This window comes from Sodalis sp. RH19 (assembly GCF_047324215.1).
Taxonomy (GTDB): Bacteria; Pseudomonadota; Gammaproteobacteria; order Enterobacterales; family Enterobacteriaceae; genus Acerihabitans.
This window is the reverse complement of record NZ_CP178734.1, coordinates 5,483,248-5,502,823: the sequence shown is the minus strand read 5'-3', so window position 1 is coordinate 5,502,823 and position 19,576 is coordinate 5,483,248. Positions and strand designations below refer to the sequence as shown.

Genomic DNA, 19,576 nt, shown 5'->3' with positions numbered 1-19,576 from the left:
ACCATGAGTACTATCGAGCAGAATCTACAGCAGGTAACAGAACGAATCTCGGCGACCGCGCGTCAGTGCGGCCGCGATCCGCAAGAAATTACCCTGCTCGCCGTAAGTAAAACCAAACCTGTGACGGCTATCGAAGAAGCCATCCGGGCGGGGCAAACCGCCTTTGGCGAAAATTATGTCCAGGAAGGCCTGGAGAAAATCAGCTACTTCCGGCAAAAAGCCGTTACCCCGCCGTTGAGCTGGCACTTTATCGGTCCGCTACAGTCGAATAAAAGCCGGCTGGTGGCGGAGCATTTTGACTGGCTGCATACCCTGGATCGCCTGCAGCTGGCGCAACGCCTGAACAACCAGCGCCCCCCGGCGCTGGCGCCGCTCAATGTGCTGATTCAAATCAACATCAGCGGTGAAGAGAGCAAGTCGGGCATTGCGCCGCATCTCATGGCGGATCTGGCCGCCCAGGTGGCGGAGCTGCCCAGGCTGAGGCTGCGGGGCCTGATGGCCATTCCCGCCCCGCAGGCGGATTATCAGCGCCAGTTGGCGGTTTTTCAGCAAATGGCGGCGCTATTTGCGGATTTGCGCCGCGGCCATCCCGGCGCCGATACGCTGTCGCTGGGAATGACCGACGATATGCCCGCGGCCATCGTCGCCGGCAGTACCCTGGTGCGTATCGGCACCGCGATTTTCGGCGCCAGGGACTATCGCGCACCGATGGCATAACCCATTACCATGAGGAATAGCATGCAACAGCGTAAAATTACCTTTATCGGCGCGGGCAACATGGCCCAGGCCATTATCGCCGGCCTGGTCGCCACCGGTTACCCGGCGGGTTTGATCACCGTCTGCGCGCCGTCGCAGGCCAATCGCCAACGGCTTGCCGCGCGCCTGGGGGTGAATGAAAGCGCCGATAACCTGGCGGGCGCCAGGCAGGCGGAGGTGGTGGTGCTGGCGGTGAAACCCCAGCTGATGGCCGAGGTTTGCGCGCAGCTGCGCCAGGGAATGGATTTTTCCGGCAAACTGGTGCTTTCCATCGCGGCCGGTGTTAACGTTAGCCGGTTTTACGCCCTGCTCGGCGAGACGGTGGCCATTGTGCGCATCATGCCCAATACGCCGGCATTGGTCGGCAAGGGCATGAGCGGCCTTTATGCGCCGGACCAGGTCGACCGGGCGGATCGCGATTTCACCGCCGATCTGATGGGCGCGGTGGGCAAGGTGTGCTGGGTGGACGAGGAAAGCGGTATAAACGGCGTCATTGCCGCGGCGGGCAGCGCGCCGGCCTATTTTTTCCTGTTGATGGAAGCCATGCAGCAAGAGGCGGTAAGGATGGGCTTTGACCAGGAAACGGCCGGCCTGCTGGTAAGACAGGCCGCCGCCGGCGCCGCCGCCCTGGCCGATGCCAACAGCGCGACCCCGTTTGCCACGCTCCGGCAGAATGTCACGTCCAAAGGAGGCACCACCGCCGCCGCATTACAGGTATTCGAACAACATCAGCTGGCGCAAACCGTAGCCGAGGCCATGCAGGCCGCGGTGGCGCGCGCTGAAGAAATGGAAAAATTATTCTGATTTTTTGCCGTAATCGTGCATTTTAACGCTATTAAGGATATCACCCTCTTATGCTGACGCTGACGTTTCTGGTCAAGACGCTATTTGATTTTTATATCATGGTGCTGCTGCTGCGCATCTGGATGCAGTGGACCCGTTGCGACTTTTATAATCCGTTTTCACAATTTATCGTTAAAATCACCCAGCCGGTCATCAAACCCCTGCGCCGGGTTATTCCCTCCATCGGCCCCATCGATACGGCGTCGCTGCTGCTGGCGTTTATCCTGGCCACGCTGAAGTTTCCGCTGGAAATGCTGATCCAGCTCGGCGGCGTGACGCCCGACCCGCTGTATTTGCTGGTGGGACTGTTGACGCTGGTGAAATCAGCCGGGCAGCTGATTTTCTGGGTTATCATCATCCGCTCGCTGATGAGCTGGATAAGCCAGGGGCGCAGCCCGATGGATCAAGTGCTCTACCAGCTTAGCGAACCGCTGATGGCGCCGGTACGCCGCATTATACCCGCCATGGGCGGCATCGATTTCTCCGCCATGGTGGTGATCCTGATCCTGTATTTATTCAACTATATGGGCATGGACCTGTTTCCGACGCTCTGGTACCGGCTGTGATCTGCGCCTGGCTGGACGCGGGCGACGTGGTATTGCGACTTTATATCCAGCCGAAAGCCAGCGGCGATCGGATAGTCGGCCCGCACGGCGACGAGATCAAGGTCGCGATCACCGCGCCGCCGGTGGACGGCCAGGCCAATGAGCATCTTACCCGCTTCATCGCCAAACAGTTCGGCGTGGCCAAGAGCCGGGTTATGATTGAAAAAGGCGAACTGGGCCGCCATAAACAGCTGCGGATAACCGAGCCGCCCCGCCTGCCCGCGCTTATCGCGCAACTGCTGGCGGACGACGCCGCCGGCGCCTGAGGCATGTACCGGCATCCCCGGCGCCGGGCTTGCCCCGCCTGGCGCGAATGACCCCTTTTGTGGACAGATGATATGCAAAAAGTAGTACTGGCCACCGGCAACGCCGGCAAAGTGGCCGAACTGGCGGAATTACTGGCGGATTTCGGCCTGGACGTGGCGGCGCAAACCGCCCTGGGCGTCGACTCCGCCGAGGAGACCGGCCTGACCTTTATCGAAAACGCCATCCTCAAGGCGCGTCATGCGGCGGCGGCCACCGGCCTGCCGGCCATCGCCGATGATTCGGGCCTGGCGGTGGACAGCCTCGGCGGCGCGCCGGGCATTTACTCCGCCCGCTACGCCGGCGCGGCGGCATCCGATCGGCAGAACCTGGAAAAACTGCTCGATGCCCTGAAGGACGTGCCAGACAACGAACGCGGCGCCTGTTTTCACTGCGTGCTGGTATATCTGCGCCATGCGCTTGATCCCACGCCCCTGGTTTGCCACGGCATCTGGCGCGGCGTCATCAGCCGCGCGCCGTCAGGCACCGGCGGTTTTGGCTACGACCCGGTATTTTACCTGCCGGATGAAAAGCGCACCGCCGCCGAGATGACCCGCGGGGAAAAACAGCGCGTGTCCCATCGCGGCCAGGCGCTGGCGCAGTTGCTGGGCGCCCTGCGTGATGCTTAGTTTGCCGCCGCTGAGCCTGTACATCCATATTCCGTGGTGCGTACAGAAATGCCCCTATTGCGATTTCAATTCCCATGCGTTGAAAGGCGACGTGCCGCATGAAGAGTACGTCGGCCACCTGCTGGCGGATCTGGATCAGGACGCCGCCTATACCGGCGGCCGGGAAATCGGCACCATTTTTATCGGCGGCGGCACGCCCAGCCTGCTGAGCGCGCGGGCTATGCAGCTGTTGCTCGACGGCGTGCGCGCGCGGCTGCCGGTGAGCCCCGCGGCGGAAATCACCATGGAGGCCAACCCCGGCACCGTGGAGGCCGACCGCTTTCACGGCTACCAGCAGGCGGGGGTTAACCGTATCTCCATCGGCGTGCAAAGTTTCCAGCCGGAAAAACTGGTGCGCCTCGGGCGCATCCACGATGCGCAGGAAGCCCGGCGCGCTGCGCAGCTGGCCGCCGGCCTGGGGCTGCGCAGCTTTAACCTGGACCTGATGCACGGCCTGCCCGATCAAACGCTGGCGCAGGCGCTGGACGACCTGCGCCAGGCTGTGGAACTCGAACCGCCCCACTTGTCCTGGTATCAGTTGACCATCGAGCCGAATACGCTGTTCGGCTCGCGTCCGCCGGTTTTGCCCGACGACGACGCGCTCTGGGATATCTACCAGCAGGGAAATGCGCTGCTGTTTGCCGCGGGCTACCGGCAATATGAAACCTCGGCCTATGCCAAACCCGGTTTCCAGTGCCACCACAACCTCAACTACTGGCGTTTTGGCGATTACCTGGGGATCGGCTGCGGCGCCCACGGCAAATTAACCCAGGCCGACGGCCGCGTGCTGCGTACGGTGAAAGTGCGTCATCCGCGCGGCTATATGCAGGGTAAATATCTGGACAAGCGCTATGCGGTGGTGCCGGCGGATTTGCCGTTTGAATTTTTCATGAACCGTTTTCGCCTGCTGGAGCCGACGCCGCGCGCAGAGTACGCCGCCTTTACCGGGCTGGATGAAAGCACGGCGCGCGAAGCGCTGGATCACGCGCTGGCCGGGGGCTATATTACCGAAAGCCCGTCAGCGTGGCAGGTGACGGAAAAAGGCAAGCTGTTCCTGAACCCGCTGCTCGAGCTGTTTATGGAATGACGGGGGCCGCCCCGCGCCGATAATTCAGGCGCCTCCGGCCGCAGGAAGAGCGTCCCTGCGGCACGGTGTCGCCGGGCGCACGGTGTGCAGCCTATACGCCGGCGTTGGCAGGCAGGCCGCGATTGCAACCGTCCGCCGGGCGCGTTATTCCGGCAGGGATTTCAGCAGGTCGCTGCGCTGGCGCTCCAGATGGGTCACCCGCTGGCAGACCTGATCGCCGAATTGCTTGAATTCCTGCTCCTGGTTGCTCCACTCCGCCTGAATGGCTTTTTGCAAGCCGCCCAGATTGCCCATCACCGACTGCAGCGGGCTGTTGCCGGTGGCGGCGTTCATCGTCTGCTTAACGCCCATCTCGTTGAGGCTGTCCTGCACCACGCCGCCCATGCTTTGCTGCACGATGCGCTGGCCGTCCTGCTGCACCTGATCAATGGCCTGATGATGGAAGGCCAGTCCTTCGCTGCGATGCTCCAGAATGCGGTTCATCTGCTGCTTCAGCTGTTTATCAAGCGTGGTCAGCCGGTTACGCACGTTGCTGTCGCTGCCCAACTGCTGCACGATAACCCTGTCCAGCGCCACGCGGCCTTTCTCCAGATGAGCCTGGGCGCCGTTGTCAATCCAGGGCAGCTGTTGACGTATCTCCGCCTGGTAATCCACCGCCTGCTGGCGCGCCCGCGCATCCAGCGCCACCTGCTGGCCGTTACGCACCACGTCGCCGTTGCGGCTGATGGTCACGTTGCCGCTGGCGCCCACCACCTGCACGGTCTGCGCGGTGATAAAGATATCGTCCTGCGGTTTTACCTGGCACTGATAATCCGCCTGCGCCTGCCAGGCGGTTAACATCAAGATACCCAGAACTGCTTTGCGCAACATACGTTCTCCTGAAAATAAAGGTCAAACATCAGACACTTTTTTCGAACATTAAATCCCAAACCCCGTGGCCTAATCGCTGGCCCCGCTGCTCGAACTTGGTTAACGGCCGGAATTCGGGACGTGGGACGTAGTCCCCTTGTTCGGAAAGATTATGGAAATGCGCCACGTCGCTCATCACCGCCAGCATATGCTCGGCGTAGGGCTGCCAGTCGGTGGCCATATGGAACACGCCGCCGGCCCGCAGCTTGCGCCGCACCAGCTCGGCAAACGGCGTCTGCACGATGCGCCGTTTATTATGACGGGCCTTATGCCAGGGATCGGGAAAGTAGAGTTGCACCAGGGCCAGGCTCTCGTCCGGGATCATATGCTCCAGGACTTCAATGGCGTCGTGACACATCACCCGCAGGTTGCTGATGCCCGCTTCGCGCGCGCTCAGCAGGCAGGCGCCGACGCCGGGCAGATGCACCTCGATACCCAAAAAATCCTGTTCCGGATGCGCCGCCGCCATCTCCACCAGCGACGCGCCCATGCCGAAGCCAATCTCCAGGGTGAGCGGCGCCTCGCGCCCGAACAGGGACGCCGGCGCGATCGGCTCGGGCCGGTATTCGACGCCCATGGCCGGCAACAGCGTATCGATTGCCAGCTGCTGGCCTTTGGTCAGGCGACCCTGGCGGCGCACAAAACTGCGGATGCGGCGCAGCGGCCGTCCCTGGTCGTCAAATTCATGGGAGATAACGTCATTGCTCATAGTAGTTTCGTTTTAGGCAAATTGATTGGCAATCGCGCATTATGCAAAGATAGCGTTGATTAGCAAGTGGCCGGTACCGGAAAGTTCCTGTTTACAGTATGGCAACTCTGTGCTGGAATCGCTGCCTGATATTTCGAGCCAAGACCTGCCGGAGAGTAATACCCCACCGATGAGACAAGCGCAACTGTTCGCGCAACAAGTGCTGGAATGGTACCGGCGCTTCGGGCGCAAAACACTTCCCTGGCAGCAGGACAAGACGCCGTACAAGGTCTGGCTGTCGGAGATCATGTTGCAACAAACCCAGGTCGCCACGGTTATCCCTTATTTCCAGCGCTTCATGGCTAAATTTCCGACGGTCGGGTCGCTGGCGGCGGCGCCGCAGGATGAAGTGCTGCATCTGTGGACCGGGCTGGGCTATTACGCCCGCGGGCGTAATCTGCACAAAGCGGCCCAGCTGATTGCCGACCGGCACGGCGGCGTCTTCCCCACCGCTTTTGCAGACATCACCGCCCTGCCCGGTATCGGCCGTTCTACCGCCGGCGCGATATTATCACTGGCGCTTGGCCAGCATTATCCTATTCTTGATGGCAATGTGAAACGTGTTCTGGCGCGTTATTTTGCCGTCGGCGGCTGGCCTGGCAAAAAAGAGGTCGAGCAGCGGCTGTGGAGCCTGAGCGCGGAAGTGACCCCCGCCGAGGGCGTCGGGCAGTTCAACCAGGCCATGATGGACCTGGGCGCGCTGGTGTGCACGCGCACGCGGCCGAAATGCGAGCTGTGCCCCCTTCATACCGGCTGCGAGGCCTATGCCGCCCACAGCTGGGCGCTCTATCCGGGCAAGAAGCCGCGCCAGGCGTTGCCGCAAAAAACCGCCTGGTTCCTGATGCTAAAGTCCGGCCAGCGGATTTGGCTGGAACAGCGCCCGGGCGCCGGCCTGTGGGGCGGATTATTCTGCTTCCCGCAGTTTACGCAACGCGGGGAACTGGCGGCCTGGCTGCAAAGCCGCGGCCTGGATATCGATCAGGGCGAGCAGTTGACGGCGTTTCGCCATACCTTCAGCCATTTCCACCTGGATATCGTCCCGGTGCTGTTAAATACGGACGGCGCGCAGCGCTGCATGGATGAAGGCGCCGGACTCTGGTATAACTTAGCGCAACCGCCATCGGTGGGACTGGCCGCGCCGGTCGAGCGCCTGTTGCTGCAAGCGGGTAAATTGCCGGTAGGCGCGCCACGGCCACCGGTCTTGGGCCATCCCGCCAACAAAGAGGAACAATAATGAGCAGAACCATCTACTGTACTTTTCTCAAGCGAGAGGCCGAAGGCCAGGATTTCCAGTTTTATCCGGGCGAGCTGGGCAAACGCATCTTTGACAATATCTCCAAGGAAGCCTGGGCGCAGTGGCAGACCCGGCAGACCATGCTGATTAACGAAAAAAAACTCAGCATGATGAACGTCGCCGACCGTAAAATACTGGAACAGGAGATGATTAAGTTTCTGTTTGAAGGCCAGGATGTGCATGTCGAAGGGTACACGCCGCCTAAACCATAATGATAGATGAGCGCTCGCAGGCCCATTATGCCTTTCTTGTCCTGACACGGCCCGTAAGATGAAGAAAATTGTAGCATTGCTGGTGATTGCGCCCCTGTTGTTCTCGTGTTCCAGTCATAAAACCGAAGACAACGAGGCCTATGTTAAAGATACCAATGGTTTTGATATTCTTATGGGGCAGTTCGCCAATAATATTGAGAATATTTGGGGCATCAACGAGGTCCTGATTGCCGGACCGAAGGATTACGTTAAATACACCGATCAATACCAGACCCGCAGCCATATTAATTTTGACGCCGGGACCATTACCATCGAGACCATTGCCGGCGATCCGGCGTCGCATTTGCGCCAGGCGATTATCAGCACGTTGCTGATGGGCGACAACCCCGGTTCCATCGATCTCTATTCCGACGTCAATGATATCCAGATCAGTAAGCAGCCCTTCCTGTACGGCCAGGTGGTGGATAACAACGGCGATCCCATCCGCTGGGAATGGCGCGCCGCCCACTTTGCCGATTACCTGCTGCAAACCCGGCTGCAGCAGCGCACGTCCGGCCTGCATCAAATCTGGTCGGTGACTATCCAACTGGTGGCTAACCACCTGGATAAACGCGCCCATAAATATCTGCCGATGGTGCGTAACGCCTCACAGAAATATGGCGTGGATCAGTCGTTGATCCTGGCGATTATGCAAACCGAATCCAGTTTTAACCCCTACGCGGTCAGTCATTCGGATGCGCTGGGCCTGATGCAGGTCGTCCAGCACAGCGCCGGACGCGACGTGTTCAAAATGAAGGGCAAATGGGGCCAGCCAAGCCGTAGCTACCTGTTCGATCCGGAAAACAACATTGATACCGGCACCGCCTATCTGGCGCTGCTGCAGTCCAGCTACCTGGCGGGGATTGTCAATCCCACCTCCCGGCGCTATGCGGTGATTACCGCCTATAACGGCGGCGCGGGCAGCGTGCTGCGGGTTTTCTCCAGCGACAAGAACCGCGCGTTCTCGGTCATCAACAACCTGGATCCGGATGAGGTTTACCAGAAACTGTCCACCCAGCACCCGTCCGCGGAGTCGCGGCGGTATTTGTATAAGGTGAGCAGTTTACAGAAACACTACCGCTAAGTGATAAACCCCTCCGCGGCCCGATAACGCGGCCGCCGGGGGGCTAGTTGCCGATAACGTGGCCGTACAGGCGCTGTAGGCCATCCTCTCCCCGCACCGCGTAAACCCCCTGCAGTTCCGGCGAAAAGCCCGGCAGCAGGTTTAACCCCTCCTCCAGCGCCAGGAAATAGCGCTGCGCCGCGCCGCCCCACACTTCGCCGGGCACCACGCACAGCACGCCCGGCGGATACGGCAGCGCCCCTTCGGCGGCAATACGTCCTTCCGCCTTGCTCACCGGCACCAGTTCCACATCGCCGCGCACAAAGGCCATGTTGGCTTCCTGGGGATTCATCGCCACCTGGGGCAGGTAGTCATGGCGGAACATTTCCCGCTGCAGCTGCTTCACATCGAAGCTGACATACAAATCGTGCATTTCCTGGCACAGGCGGCGCAGGGTATATCCCTGGTAGCGGTCGGGATATTTTTCGCAGATGCTGGGCAATACGTCGCCCAGCGGCGCATCCTGTTCGATATAGCGCTCGAATTGCACCAAAGCCGCCGTCAGCCGGCGCATTTTCGGCGCGTCCTCCGCCGGCGTCAGCAGGAACAGGATCGAATTAAGATCGCACTTCTCCGGCACGATATTATTTTCGCGCAGATAGGTGGCAAGGATGGTGGCCGGTATCCCAAACGCCGAATAATTCCCGCTCACCCGGTCGATGCCGGGCGTGGTCAACAGCAGTTTGCAGGGATCGACAAAGTACTGGTTTTGGGTGTAACCGCTAAAGGCATGCCAGGACTCTCCCGGCACAAAATTAAAGAACCGCACGTCATGGGCCATGGCGTCGGTGTCGTGATCCTGCCAGCGCTTGCCGCCGACGCGATCGGGGATAAAGGGCTTGATAAGGCGGCACTGCGCCAGCATGTCCTTGCGTGTATCGATGCCAAGCTTAACGCAGTCCAGCCACAGGCGCCTGCCGGCGGCTCCTTCGTGCATTTTGGCATTGATTTCCAGCGCGGCGAACAGCGGGTAAAACGGACTGGTGGACGCATGAAGCATAAACGCGTTGTTGAAACGCTTATGGTTGCAAAAGCGTTTCTGCCCTTTGATATGCGCGTCTTTTTTATGGATTTGCGACGTTTGCGAAAAGCCGGCCTGCTGTTTATGCACCGACTGGGTAACAAAGATCCCGGGGTCATGTTCATTGAGATCAAGCAGCAGCGGTGAACACTGCTCCATCATCGGGATAAACTGCTCGTAGCCGACCCAGGCGGAATCAAACAGAATGTAATCGCACAGATGGCCGATTTTATCCACCACCTGGCGGGCGTTGTAGATGGTGCCGTCATAGGTGCCAAGCTGGATGACCGCCAGGCGGAACGGACGCTGCTGCGCGGCGCGCCAGGGAGCGATTTCCTCCACCTGGCGGCGCAGGTAACGCTCGTCAAAGCAATGGGCGTCGATACCGCCGATCAGTCCGAACGGGTTGCGCGCGGTTTCCAGATAGACCGGCGTCGCCCCCGCCTGTATCAGGGCGCCGTGATGAACCGATTTATGGTTATTACGATCAAACAACACCAGATCGCCGCGGGTCAGCAACGCGTTGGTGACGACCTTATTGGCCGACGAGGTGCCGTTAAGCACAAAATAGGTTTTATCCGCATTAAACACTTTGGCGGCAAATTTTTGCGCTTCCTTCGCCGAGCCTTCATGGATCAGCAGATCGCCCAATTTAACATCGGCATTGCACATATCGGCGCGAAACATATTCTCGCCGAAAAATTCATAAAATTGGCGCCCGGCGGGATGTTTGCGGAAAAACTGGCCGCCCTGGTGGCCCGGGCACGCAAAGGTGCTGTTGCCCATGGCGACATATTGCGTCAGGGTATCAAAAAATGGCGGTAGCACGCCCTGCTGGTAGCGAGCGGCGGCGGCTTCCAGTATCGGCCCGTGGTCTTCCGCGCCGCTCAGGATAAGCAGGCCGGTCTGCGGCGGCAAGGCGACATCAGCGGCGTGCTCCCCGCTCTCCACGGCGATAAAAGCCGGAATCGACAGCCCGGTATTGCGCAAAATGCTGAGCACGCCCGCGCGCGCGTCCGCCACGGAAACGACCAGGGCCGCGACATCGGTAAAATCGGTGCTATCCAGCGGCACGATATCCCGCGCGGTAGACAAACGATCGGCAAAGGCCGCACTGGCCGCTATTTTTAATAATTTCATGTCACCAATCCCAAAGGTTAAGGATGAGTGTATGTGCCTGAGAGCACGCGATGGGAGAACAACGTATCTTCCCGCATAAGATGTCTTCGCTATTTTCGGTTGTAAAAACAGCGCGTTATCGGAAATACTGGTATTAACAGCGGCCGATAAGCATCAGTAAAAGCAGAGCCAATCTCTGTTTTTACGACTGCTTAACAGGAAGCCGGGATATACCCTCACCGCATGGTGAGCAGGGGTGTACTTCGGAGGCGAAGATCGTTTGGGCAAATATCGGATAACACCAGGCATTGATGCCCGACGCTATAACGCAGCAGCATGGAATGTATCATACCGGCGGCTCCCAAAGACCTTGCAGCAGTGATAAGAGAAATTTGCGCAATAATTGCATTTTTTTACGCCGGGTTCAAGCAAAAATATTGCCAATAAGCAAAAGCAAATTTGATATTAACCATATGATAAACAATAAATTTATATTATTCAGTTAAATTATGACATATCTTATTTCTCCACCGCCTTAAAGTCATCGCGTTATACGCCCATAACCCGGGCTCCAGCGAAGAGGAATGCATGGATAAAGTCTTCCTGTACCTGGCCTGCTTACCTGCCTCATTCGCCATCCCATAAGAAATACCGCGGCCCCTGGCCCGTCAGCGCCGGCCAGGATGGTGTGATTGACAATAAACAGCGCTTCAACTTTTTCCATTCGCCAACCAGGCATGATCATAATGACCAATAAAATACGTTTATCGCCACGTATAAATACCGGCGCCATAATGAGAAATAGTCTTAGCGTATTTTTGCTATAGAAAATAATGAAATAATCGCATCCGGAAAAAGGACGCTATCCCGTATTAACCTGGTTTTTTACGCCGCCAACCCGGATACGCCCGCGGGCGGCACAACGCTGACTGCGTGAAAACTCGCCGATCGAGCGGATAAAGATGATAAAGCCGTTGACGTCATCCCGGCGATACGGTTTAATGCGCCCCGTTGCCCGGATAGCTCAGTCGGTAGAGCAGGGGATTGAAAATCCCCGTGTCCTTGGTTCGATTCCGAGTCCGGGCACCATTTTTGATTAAACCAGCTTAGCAGCTGGTTTTTTGCTTTCTGGCATCGGGACTCTCCATCGAACGGCGTTCGATGACTCGCCTCATCCATGAGGCTCGCCCTGCGGGCCAGCGCTGACGCGCTGTGCAAAAACGCTCCCGGCGTTTTTGTCCGAGTCCGGGCACCATGATTTAAAGAAACCAGCCTAACGGCTGGTTTTTTGCTTTCTGGCTTACGGACTATCCATCGAACCGAGTTCGATAACTCGCCTCATCCCTGAGGCTCGCCCTGCGGGCCAGCGCTAAAGCGCTGTGCAAAAACGCTCCCGGCGTTTTTGTCCGAGTCCGGGCACCATGATTTAAAGAAACCAGCCTAACGGCTGGTTTTTTGCTTTCTGGCTTACGGACTATCCATCGAACCGAGTTCGATAACTCGCCTCATCCCTGAGGCTCGCCCTGCGGGCCAGCGCTAAAGCGCTGTGCAAAAACGCTCCCGGCGTTTTTGTCCGAGTCCGGGCACCATGATTTAAAGAAACCAGCCTAACGGCTGGTTTTTTGCTTTCTGGCGTCTGGACTCTCCATCGAACGGCGTTCGATGACTCGCCTCATCCATGAGGCTCGCCCTGCGGGCCAGCGCTAAAGCGCTGTGCAAAAACGCTCCCGGCGTTTTTGTCCGAGTCCGGGCACCACCATTTCTTTTTTATGCTTTCTTATGAATCCTTATATATCTTAAATTCAATAGGTTAGCGTAATAACCCTTTCCGATACGTTTTGATTTATCCCTAGGTATCCGGAAAATGTGGGGTCAAATTGCGGGTCATTCAGTTCGATGAATGGAGAGGCCCTCACATGGCTCTGACTGACAGTAAAATCCGCGCTGCAAAAATCTTGGTAAAATCCTACAAACTCACCGATGCCCAGGGTCTGTATCTACTGGTATCCACCAGCGGCTCGCGTCTGTGGTATTTCCGCTACCGCTTCGGCGGCAAAGAATCCCGCCTGGCCTTAGGCACCTATCCGCAGGTAACCAATTAACACTAGCGGAGGCCCGGTCAAAGGCCTCCGGACTGATGCCGCCCAGATGGTTGTGTCGGCAAGTACGGTCTTTCAGCTCATATCTTAATTTTCACGCTGTCTGAACTACAGGTAAGTATGTCCGGTTCAGAAATCAACTGGTATACTGAGGCATTAAAAAACCCATAAACTATTGATATGCCAGTATACCTTTCAGATAATTTTATTAAGTTCCCCCATGGTGACTTTACAGCGCATCGCTTTGACTTTTGTATAGAGGCACATAATTTCATTGTGTTGTTTGCCGAGGTGATAACCTCAGATCCTGAGTATCACGACTACCGAAGTGATGAAGCCGGATTTAAAATTCCCACACGTTGTTGTGACGTAAAATTTGACCGGCTCGAAAATTTTGAAAGCGGCAATTTTTATGAACCGCCATCCAAAAGCCAGTGTTCCAGAAGGCTAAATTTTACCGACGAATTAGCGGAAGCGCTGGAAACAATCATAACGCTACATCACAACGTTTATCGAGCCAGGGCATACCTTGCAGTTGCAGAGACGCCGAAGCTAAAACGCTTCTATGACCGTGTTTTACAGCAATCGCCACATAGCAATCGCCACATGATGTAGTATATGAAGTGAACGCCGGACTTGGCGAAGGAGGAATGGGTTATGCACTCAAAACACGATATTTCAACCATTAAACGGATGACAATGGCCGAGCGTAAAGCTGAAGCCATGCGCCAGCTTAAGGCTTCTTTTGAACGTGCGGCGGGCAATGGCACGTTGCGTAGCCGTGATGCAAACGCCGGTTGACTATACGCTTGCGCTGAAACCTGCTACAGCGTGTTTTTTATACCTGCTTTTTGTTAATTCCTTCAGCACCGGGCATTACCCTTAAAATTATATGCCACTAAGCGGGTCAATCTGCGGATCTTGGCAACGGGGGGAGGAAAAATTTATGATGGAATACAAATCAATAGTGAACTAAATGTTACCGAGTCCGGGCACCATGATTTAAAGAAACCAGCCTAACGGCTGGTTTTTTGCTTTCCACCATTCAGTATTCCGGAACCCTGTTTAACTCCTCGATAAATTTTATCCCGTCTACGGTGCGTATCCAGCGCGGCGCGCGCAGTTCATCGGCGAAATACACCACCAAATCAAACAGCAGCCCGGCCAGAAACGGCTCCATCTCCGGCGATAATTTACGCTCCGCCAACAACCGCGCCAGCGCCTGGCCGTATCCGCAGAGCAGATCGGCATCGGGCTCAAAGCGAGGCGAGGTTATGGGCAGGTCATCCACGGTCAGGCTTGCCATCAGATGAGGCGGAATGGCATCGTCCAACGTGGGCCGCAGCTGCGCCAGGCAACGGTCAAGCCGTGCGCTGAGCGCCTGGCGCTGCGCCGGATCGTCGCTTTGCAGCAAAGCGTCGGCCAGGTTTTCACAATGGCCGGCTAGAACGGTGAAATCAGTGGTCGAATCGAACGGGATGGAAAGTAACGCGTGAGTGGGGATCGTAGCCATAGGGCGGCCTCCAGTGAGTAACGAATTACTTCCACTACCGGAGAGGTCAATCTCATAGGTGGTGGAACCGAACGGAGTTGACCTTACCGGCCTCACTGACACCGGCGCGTCTTGCGACGCCCCCGTCCGGCCCACCATTGAGGTGTAGCAGAACGCACGACATAAAAAAAGCGCAGACGCGCCTTATGTCGTCAGTGAAGTATTTCAGGAGGTCAAGCCCGGCGCCTGATTTTGCAGGCGCGGCTAAAAGATACCGTTAACGGTGATTAACCGCAAGTGATTTTCAGGCAAGGGAATGGTCGTTAAAAATCCATTTAACCATTGTTTATCATATGATTATGTTTGAAACATTCAAGCTGCCTTTTTCGTCGTTATCTCGGAAGTGGGAATGTCCACTATCCCAGGTGCAGCCCATTGCCAATAGTAGCCTGTCCGTCAAAACCGGGTAGGATCACTCCAGTTCAACCTTTATAATACGGCCATTCAAGGGAGATTTTTTCAGTACTCGTTAACAGAAACGCCGGTTTTAACCGGCGTTTCTGTTAACGAGATAATAATTATGCAAAGCAGTAAAAATGACCGTTACCTGGCAATCATTCAGGATAAAACTCCGGGTCCATAAATTGTTCAAAAGACCAGGGGCAAGAAGATGGGAAAACGGTGCGCTTGATATTGGTTTCACGCTCCGCGCTGATCACCGCATCGCCGTAGGCATCTTCGATAATTTCCGGAAGATGATGTTTTAGGCTGGGGCTTTTTTTCAGGCGGCGCTCAATCTTACGGCGCTGCTCCTCAATGGTCAGTTTCCAACTCCGTCCTTGTCTTTCCGCCTGGAACTGCCATTTCAACAGGTGGATGAATAGAACTTCAAGACGAGACTCAAGCTCATTTTCCGCACTTGTTCCCATCGACTCAATTTCCTCAAGCAAATTTTTGGTATCCAGTTCGGCGAGACGACCTGAACGCAATAAACCTGCCTGTTCCTGAGTCCAGCCATAAAAGTCACTGTCATAACGGGTTGTCATAGTTACTCCCCTGAATTTCAGGATATTCTGCGGATACCCTGAGTTTGTCAGAGAACAATGCGCCAGTCAAAACCGGTGCATAGGTTTAAAATTAATCAATATTCCACCCTACCTGCTGCTCTTACGTCAAACGCCGTGCGCTGAGCGCCTGGCGCTGCGCCGGATCGTCGCTTTGCAGCAAAGCGTCGGCCAGGTTTTCACAATGGCCGGCCAGAACGGTAAAATCAGTGGTCGAATCGAACAGGATGGAAAGTAACGCGTGAGCGTGAGGAGGGATCGTTGCCATAGGGCGGCCCCCAGTGAGTAACGAATTACTTCCACTACCGGAGAGGTCAATCTCATAGGTGGTGGAACCGAACGGAGTTGACCTTACCGGCCTCACTGACACCGGCGCATCTTGCGACGCCCCCGTCCGGCCCACCATTGAGGTGTAGCAGAACGCACGACATAAAAAAAGCGCAGACGCGCCTTATGTCGTCAGTGAAGTTATGCAGGAGGCTAATCCCGGCGCCTGATTTTGCAGGCGAGGATAAAAGATACCGTTAACGACGATTAACCGCAAGTGATTTTCAGGCAAGAGAATGGTTGTTAAAAATTCATTTAACCATTTTTTATCAAATAGTTACCTTAGAAATATTTAAGCTGCACTATGCTCCGTATCTCGGCAGTGGGTTGCCGATATCGGCATGGCGGCGATCGCTAAACACAGAAGAATTCATTTCTTCATCTAGACATGAGTGCGAAACGTGTTCCTGATTAACCACTGTTCAACCATCCCTGTAAATAATTTTATCCTATTATCCTTATGATTATATTAGTATAATTGTGGGTAGTTGCAATACTGGGCGCACGCTTACCCAGCAGATGCAACAACCGGCAAAATCACTGTCTCCCCCTTGTGTATATGGCATATTATCGGAATGTTGTATATATTGTAGATATAAGATATATAGTTAAACTATCACAAGGAGTCAGATCATGATCACACGAGAAAAAGGCTCTTCTTTTAAAGTCATGGCAATCCCCGCAGACAATATCTCGTACTTTAAAACTGATGACGGACATGCTGACATGACTATTACAGTGCCGGACTTCTATGATGACCAGGAAGATCAGACAGAGCTGTACTATGTACTGAAGCGTCCTCCCTCCATTGATGACGTAACCTTTAAAATTGCGCTTGATGCCGCTTTCCGTGCCGTAACCGGGATGAGCCAACGTCCCAAGACCTCACAGACAGCAACCGCTTCAGTAAAGGTTAAGACCGGAGGCAGGCAAAGGAGCGCAGGGACGACCAACACAGAACGTCTGGAGAAACTTAAAAAGATCATCCTGAATGACAGCGAGTGGCTACCTGCCCAGGAAGTTTCACGCCGAGGGGGAGCCAGTGCCAATGTGAAAAACCCCAGCGGGTTACCAAATCGCTGGAAGCGGGCCGGAAAGATTTTTGCCATAACATCGGAAGGTAGGGACCTGTATCCGGCTTATGCGCTGGATATCGGTGGACAACCCCTGCCACTGATGAAAAAGATCATAGAACTGTTCGGGGAAACAAAAACACCATGGTCTCTAGCCGCTTGGTTTGGCACCCCCAATAGCTGGCTGGGTAATAAAAAACCCAAAGACCTCCTGACCTCAGCGCCGGAGCGGGTATTGGAAGCCGCATTACGGGCTAAGGAGGGGCCTGTCCATGGTTAAAAAAATCAAAATCCCCGGAAAAACCGATATCCTTTCGGCCAGGCTGACAACCTGGCCGAAAGGAAAAATCATCGAGCGCATCCACCCATCGCAGTTTGGTGCGACAGAATTTAACCCGGGAAAAGGCAAAAGTAGGTTCAGTCCCATTATAGACAGCGAAGGCAATAGCATCCCGACATTGTACGGTGGGGAAAATCTGCCGGTCGCACTGATGGAGACGGTGTTACATGACCTCCCCTCACCCTGCGAAGATGCGCCTGTAGAGCTATCCACTCTGGACCAGCTTGCCCGCAGCCAGATTTCTTCCAAAAAAGATATTCAGCTTGTTGACCTAAACCCCCGGTTCATGAAAAAAAACGGCATCACGCAAGGCGATTTGCTCGGCTCTTCCGCAGATAACTACCCGGAGACGCGTAGATGGGCCGAAAAAATCCATGGCGACAATCCTAAGGCTCAAGGACTTCAGTGGCCTTCCAAACAGCACGGCGATAAGGCCATTATGTTGTTTGGAGATCGCGTAGATATCCACGATCTCGACGTTACTATTGATTCCGAACCTGCCGCAACGTCAGCAGGCGTTAATAACGAACTCACCGTCCTAGCCGATGAAATGGCTCTGGTTCTTGTCCCCAGACATTTCACATAGATAATACAAAACTACGCGTGAATAACAATATCATGACGATTTAGAGATGCTTTAACGGAATATTCACCGCCGTCATATTGCAGACCACATCAGGGCTTTTGCGGCCAAACTTGGAAGATCGCACCAGCGGGATCCGCTGCTGCGCGGCGTTGCGCATTGCCTGGCTGACGCCGCGCAAAACCCGACTTATGGGCTAGCGCTAACCGTCAAAACGAGCGACTAACCCGCGCCCACACCCGCGGCGTACGATCCACGTCGCTTTGTGCATCGGCATTACCCAGCTTCCATGCCGCGACCGCCATCAAATGCCAGTTGCCGGCAGACAATGTCGAGCCCACGCCCGTAGCGGAAAGGCTGCGGTGATTTTCGCCGTCAACCCACGTGTCTTTGTTCAGCCGCACTTCGCCATGGTCGACGAAGGTGAACAGCTGCGCGATCTCGGTCAGGGCGTAACGCAGTTCGACGTTGGCCACATAACCTTGGTCGCCCTGTGCTTCGCCTTCTGGATAAGCCCGTACGCCATACGCGCCGCCGAGACTGATTTTTTCAGAGGAGTCAAGGTTGCCGCCGGCCCATTGGCCTTGGAGCTGACCATAAAGACTGATCCGATCCGTCAGGCGCTGCAGGCGCACGACGCTGGGATTGATCTTCTGAAAGGTGCCGCGAGTCTTGGCAGTTTGATCGTCCAGCACTTTGTCTTGCTGGTTATCCAGCGTCAGGTTGCCTTGGCTCCAGGCCAACGAGAACGCATTCGAACCGCCACCCAAAAAATTGTCGCGGGCGGTGCCGTTGAGGCTGGCGGTCACGACATGCGAGTGTTTGTTGCTTTTGTAGTCGTAAAGATCGATGTCATCTTTTAAGCGTTTGTCATCGAATTGCAGTTGCGCAGTCAGGCTGAAATCCCGGGTGCGAATCAATGGCTGCTGCACAAACACGCTGGCAATCTTCGCGTTGCCAGAGGCATCAAGATGGTCGAAATTCTTGGCCAGCTGATAATTCATGTCCGAGTAAGCGACACCGATTTGCGTCGCCCACGGACCGATCGGCAACTGATACGCCACCCGGTAGTAACGCTGATCTTCATCAGAGCCCATGATCCGCATGCTGGCCTGATCGCCAATGCCCAACGGGCTGGCGAGGTTCAGCGTGCTGCCAAGGCGGTATTCACCGGTGAAGCGGTTGCCATAGTTATCCAGATCCACTTGGCCCGACACCATCGGCGCCGAGCGGGCATCCACCACCAGGTCGCTGGCGCCCACGGCTGTGCCGGGTTTCAGCGTGGACCGGACTTCGACGCCGGGGGTTTCCTGAAGCAGCAACAGACTGCGCTCCAGGGTGCCGGCGCGCACCGCTCCCCCGTTTTTCAGCGCGTGGAGCGGTGCCGCCAACGTGCCGTCGCTGATGCGCGACGCGTTATTGAGCGTCACTTCGCCAAAATGACCTTCGAGCACGGCGATGGTGACGATGCCATTTTCCACGTCCTGGGCCGGCAAATAAGCCCGCGCCAACGGGTAACCTTTGTGTCGGTAAAACAGGGTGATACGCCCGGCAGCTGCCTGCAACTCACTAAAGCTGACCGTGCGATTTCGCAGGTCGGCCAGCAATGGCAGCAGATCGGCGCTGCCGATCGCCTGATTGCCGGTCAGCTTGAATTGCGCGACCTGCATTGTCGGCCCGCTGGTCGTCGGGTTGGTGTCCGGCTTGTCGGGAAGGTTCAGATCCAGCGTCTGGCGCGGCGGTAACGCCGGCGGTTTCGTTTGGATCTCACGGATCGATTGACCCGCGTCCGGCGCAATTTCAGCCTTGGCCGCACCCGCAGTTAACGTCAGGAGAGCCAGGGCAATGGGAGTAAGGCGGATACGCATGAA

At 56.1% G+C, this 19,576-nt stretch carries 20 protein-coding genes, 1 tRNA gene and 1 pseudogene; 15 read left to right on the top strand and 7 right to left on the bottom strand.

Annotated features, from left to right (window positions below; all coding sequences use genetic code 11):
- The first annotated feature begins 3 nt into the window (after positions 1-3).
- The 6 genes from ACL2XF_RS24845 (at position 4) to hemW (ending at position 4,262) form a co-directional block, all read left to right on the top strand.
- Positions 4-717, top strand: a complete 714-nt coding sequence (locus ACL2XF_RS24845) for a YggS family pyridoxal phosphate-dependent enzyme (RefSeq protein ID WP_410013562.1) — start codon at positions 4-6, stop codon at positions 715-717.
- 21 nt (positions 718-738) lie between these two features.
- A complete protein-coding gene (gene proC / locus ACL2XF_RS24840) occupies positions 739-1,560 on the top strand; it encodes a pyrroline-5-carboxylate reductase (RefSeq protein WP_413727703.1) in 822 nt (273 codons plus the stop codon).
- Positions 1,561-1,610: 50 nt separating this feature from the next.
- The gene (locus ACL2XF_RS24835; protein WP_410013560.1) at positions 1,611-2,165 is read left to right on the top strand and encodes a YggT family protein; all 555 of its coding nucleotides are present in this window, start codon (positions 1,611-1,613) and stop codon (positions 2,163-2,165) included.
- Complete coding sequence (gene yggU, locus ACL2XF_RS24830) at positions 2,162-2,470, top strand: DUF167 family protein YggU (RefSeq protein WP_410013559.1); 309 nt, start codon at positions 2,162-2,164, stop codon at positions 2,468-2,470. Before ACL2XF_RS24835 ends, yggU begins: the two co-directional genes overlap by 4 nt.
- A gap of 72 nt (positions 2,471-2,542) precedes the next feature.
- Entirely contained in the window at positions 2,543-3,136 is a 594-nt protein-coding gene (gene rdgB / locus ACL2XF_RS24825) for an RdgB/HAM1 family non-canonical purine NTP pyrophosphatase (RefSeq protein WP_413727702.1), read from the top strand.
- Entirely contained in the window at positions 3,129-4,262 is a 1,134-nt protein-coding gene (gene hemW, locus ACL2XF_RS24820; RefSeq protein WP_413728858.1) for a radical SAM family heme chaperone HemW, read from the top strand. Before rdgB ends, hemW begins: the two co-directional genes overlap by 8 nt.
- Positions 4,263-4,406: 144 nt before the next feature.
- On the opposite strand, the gene ACL2XF_RS24815 is transcribed toward hemW, so the two are convergent.
- Positions 4,407-5,132 carry a DUF2884 domain-containing protein gene (locus tag ACL2XF_RS24815; RefSeq protein ID WP_413721431.1) on the bottom strand — a complete coding sequence of 242 codons (726 nt, stop codon included), beginning with the start codon at positions 5,130-5,132 and terminating at the stop codon, positions 4,407-4,409.
- Positions 5,133-5,160: 28 nt separating this feature from the next.
- Positions 5,161-5,880 (bottom strand): tRNA (guanosine(46)-N7)-methyltransferase TrmB, encoded by a 720-nt coding sequence (gene trmB, locus ACL2XF_RS24810; RefSeq protein WP_410013556.1) that lies wholly within the window; start codon positions 5,878-5,880, stop codon positions 5,161-5,163.
- 169 nt (positions 5,881-6,049) lie between these two features.
- Here trmB and mutY point away from each other — a divergent pair, with 169 nt between their 5' ends.
- The 3 genes from mutY to mltC are packed head-to-tail and all read left to right on the top strand — an operon-like array spanning position 6,050 to position 8,548.
- Entirely contained in the window at positions 6,050-7,153 is a 1,104-nt protein-coding gene (mutY, locus tag ACL2XF_RS24805; protein WP_413727701.1) for an A/G-specific adenine glycosylase, read from the top strand.
- Entirely contained in the window at positions 7,153-7,425 is a 273-nt protein-coding gene (locus ACL2XF_RS24800) for an oxidative damage protection protein (RefSeq protein WP_162366945.1), read from the top strand. The genes mutY and ACL2XF_RS24800 overlap by 1 nt, the downstream gene beginning before the upstream one ends.
- 58 nt (positions 7,426-7,483) lie before the next feature.
- Entirely contained in the window at positions 7,484-8,548 is a 1,065-nt protein-coding gene (mltC, locus tag ACL2XF_RS24795) for a membrane-bound lytic murein transglycosylase MltC (protein WP_410013554.1), read from the top strand.
- Between the two features lie 43 nt (positions 8,549-8,591).
- Here the strand turns inward: mltC and ACL2XF_RS24790 are convergent, their stop codons facing one another.
- On the bottom strand, positions 8,592-10,748 hold the full coding sequence (locus tag ACL2XF_RS24790; RefSeq protein WP_413727700.1) for an ornithine decarboxylase: 2,157 nt from the start codon (positions 10,746-10,748) through the stop codon (positions 8,592-8,594).
- A 992-nt stretch (positions 10,749-11,740) separates the two neighbouring features.
- Between ACL2XF_RS24790 and ACL2XF_RS24785 the strand changes: the two genes are divergently transcribed.
- From ACL2XF_RS24785 to ACL2XF_RS24770, 4 genes and pseudogenes are all read left to right on the top strand, one after another.
- Positions 11,741-11,816: transfer RNA gene (locus ACL2XF_RS24785), tRNA-Phe, on the top strand.
- A gap of 827 nt (positions 11,817-12,643) precedes the next feature.
- A pseudogene (locus ACL2XF_RS24780) lies at positions 12,644-12,823 on the top strand (Arm DNA-binding domain-containing protein); the annotation flags it as partial.
- Positions 12,824-13,006: 183 nt separating this feature from the next.
- Entirely contained in the window at positions 13,007-13,441 is a 435-nt protein-coding gene (locus ACL2XF_RS24775) for a hypothetical protein (RefSeq protein WP_413727699.1), read from the top strand.
- 42 nt (positions 13,442-13,483) lie between these two features.
- The gene (locus tag ACL2XF_RS24770) at positions 13,484-13,627 is read left to right on the top strand and encodes a hypothetical protein (protein WP_413727698.1); all 144 of its coding nucleotides are present in this window, start codon (positions 13,484-13,486) and stop codon (positions 13,625-13,627) included.
- Positions 13,628-13,871: 244 nt separating this feature from the next.
- On the opposite strand, the gene ACL2XF_RS24765 is transcribed toward ACL2XF_RS24770, so the two are convergent.
- The 3 genes from ACL2XF_RS24765 to ACL2XF_RS24755 all read right to left on the bottom strand — a co-directional run bounded on the left by ACL2XF_RS24765 (position 13,872) and on the right by ACL2XF_RS24755 (position 15,650).
- Positions 13,872-14,339, bottom strand: coding sequence for a hypothetical protein (locus ACL2XF_RS24765; protein WP_413727697.1), 468 nt, complete (start codon positions 14,337-14,339; stop codon positions 13,872-13,874).
- 593 nt (positions 14,340-14,932) lie between these two features.
- Positions 14,933-15,364, bottom strand: coding sequence for a DUF29 domain-containing protein (locus tag ACL2XF_RS24760; protein WP_413727696.1), 432 nt, complete (start codon positions 15,362-15,364; stop codon positions 14,933-14,935).
- Positions 15,365-15,485: 121 nt separating this feature from the next.
- On the bottom strand, positions 15,486-15,650 hold the full coding sequence (locus ACL2XF_RS24755; protein ID WP_413727695.1) for a hypothetical protein: 165 nt from the start codon (positions 15,648-15,650) through the stop codon (positions 15,486-15,488).
- A 692-nt stretch (positions 15,651-16,342) separates the two neighbouring features.
- Between ACL2XF_RS24755 and ACL2XF_RS24750 the strand changes: the two genes are divergently transcribed.
- Positions 16,343-17,062 (top strand): hypothetical protein, encoded by a 720-nt coding sequence (locus tag ACL2XF_RS24750; protein WP_413727694.1) that lies wholly within the window; start codon positions 16,343-16,345, stop codon positions 17,060-17,062.
- The gene (locus ACL2XF_RS24745; protein WP_413727693.1) at positions 17,055-17,708 is read left to right on the top strand and encodes an RES family NAD+ phosphorylase; all 654 of its coding nucleotides are present in this window, start codon (positions 17,055-17,057) and stop codon (positions 17,706-17,708) included. The genes ACL2XF_RS24750 and ACL2XF_RS24745 overlap by 8 nt, the downstream gene beginning before the upstream one ends.
- A gap of 206 nt (positions 17,709-17,914) precedes the next feature.
- On the opposite strand, the gene ACL2XF_RS24740 is transcribed toward ACL2XF_RS24745, so the two are convergent.
- Positions 17,915-19,573 carry a ShlB/FhaC/HecB family hemolysin secretion/activation protein gene (locus tag ACL2XF_RS24740; RefSeq protein ID WP_413727692.1) on the bottom strand — a complete coding sequence of 553 codons (1,659 nt, stop codon included), beginning with the start codon at positions 19,571-19,573 and terminating at the stop codon, positions 17,915-17,917.
- Between the last annotated feature and the right edge of the window lie 3 nt (positions 19,574-19,576).

Excerpts from the sequence above, each read along its gene's own strand:
- ACL2XF_RS24775 (WP_413727699.1), top strand. The coding sequence starts at position 13,007 with ATGCCAGTATACCTTTCAGATAATTTTATTAAGTTCCCCCATGGTGAC.
- ACL2XF_RS24740 (WP_413727692.1), bottom strand. The coding sequence starts at position 19,573 with ATGCGTATCCGCCTTACTCCCATTGCCCTGGCTCTCCTGACGTTAACT.
- ACL2XF_RS24765 (WP_413727697.1), bottom strand. The coding sequence starts at position 14,339 with ATGGCTACGATCCCCACTCACGCGTTACTTTCCATCCCGTTCGATTCG.
- ACL2XF_RS24790 (WP_413727700.1), bottom strand. The coding sequence starts at position 10,748 with ATGAAATTATTAAAAATAGCGGCCAGTGCGGCCTTTGCCGATCGTTTG.
- ACL2XF_RS24745 (WP_413727693.1), top strand. The coding sequence starts at position 17,055 with ATGGTTAAAAAAATCAAAATCCCCGGAAAAACCGATATCCTTTCGGCC.
- rdgB (WP_413727702.1), top strand. The coding sequence starts at position 2,543 with ATGCAAAAAGTAGTACTGGCCACCGGCAACGCCGGCAAAGTGGCCGAA.
- trmB (WP_410013556.1), bottom strand. The coding sequence starts at position 5,880 with ATGAGCAATGACGTTATCTCCCATGAATTTGACGACCAGGGACGGCCG.
- mltC (WP_410013554.1), top strand. The coding sequence starts at position 7,484 with ATGAAGAAAATTGTAGCATTGCTGGTGATTGCGCCCCTGTTGTTCTCG.
- ACL2XF_RS24760 (WP_413727696.1), bottom strand. The coding sequence starts at position 15,364 with ATGACAACCCGTTATGACAGTGACTTTTATGGCTGGACTCAGGAACAG.
- ACL2XF_RS24800 (WP_162366945.1), top strand. The coding sequence starts at position 7,153 with ATGAGCAGAACCATCTACTGTACTTTTCTCAAGCGAGAGGCCGAAGGC.
- ACL2XF_RS24755 (WP_413727695.1), bottom strand. The coding sequence starts at position 15,650 with ATGGCAACGATCCCTCCTCACGCTCACGCGTTACTTTCCATCCTGTTC.
- ACL2XF_RS24750 (WP_413727694.1), top strand. The coding sequence starts at position 16,343 with ATGATCACACGAGAAAAAGGCTCTTCTTTTAAAGTCATGGCAATCCCC.
- ACL2XF_RS24770 (WP_413727698.1), top strand. The coding sequence starts at position 13,484 with ATGCACTCAAAACACGATATTTCAACCATTAAACGGATGACAATGGCC.
- ACL2XF_RS24845 (WP_410013562.1), top strand. The coding sequence starts at position 4 with ATGAGTACTATCGAGCAGAATCTACAGCAGGTAACAGAACGAATCTCG.
- proC (WP_413727703.1), top strand. The coding sequence starts at position 739 with ATGCAACAGCGTAAAATTACCTTTATCGGCGCGGGCAACATGGCCCAG.
- mutY (WP_413727701.1), top strand. The coding sequence starts at position 6,050 with ATGAGACAAGCGCAACTGTTCGCGCAACAAGTGCTGGAATGGTACCGG.
- ACL2XF_RS24835 (WP_410013560.1), top strand. The coding sequence starts at position 1,611 with ATGCTGACGCTGACGTTTCTGGTCAAGACGCTATTTGATTTTTATATC.
- hemW (WP_413728858.1), top strand. The coding sequence starts at position 3,129 with ATGCTTAGTTTGCCGCCGCTGAGCCTGTACATCCATATTCCGTGGTGC.
- ACL2XF_RS24815 (WP_413721431.1), bottom strand. The coding sequence starts at position 5,132 with ATGTTGCGCAAAGCAGTTCTGGGTATCTTGATGTTAACCGCCTGGCAG.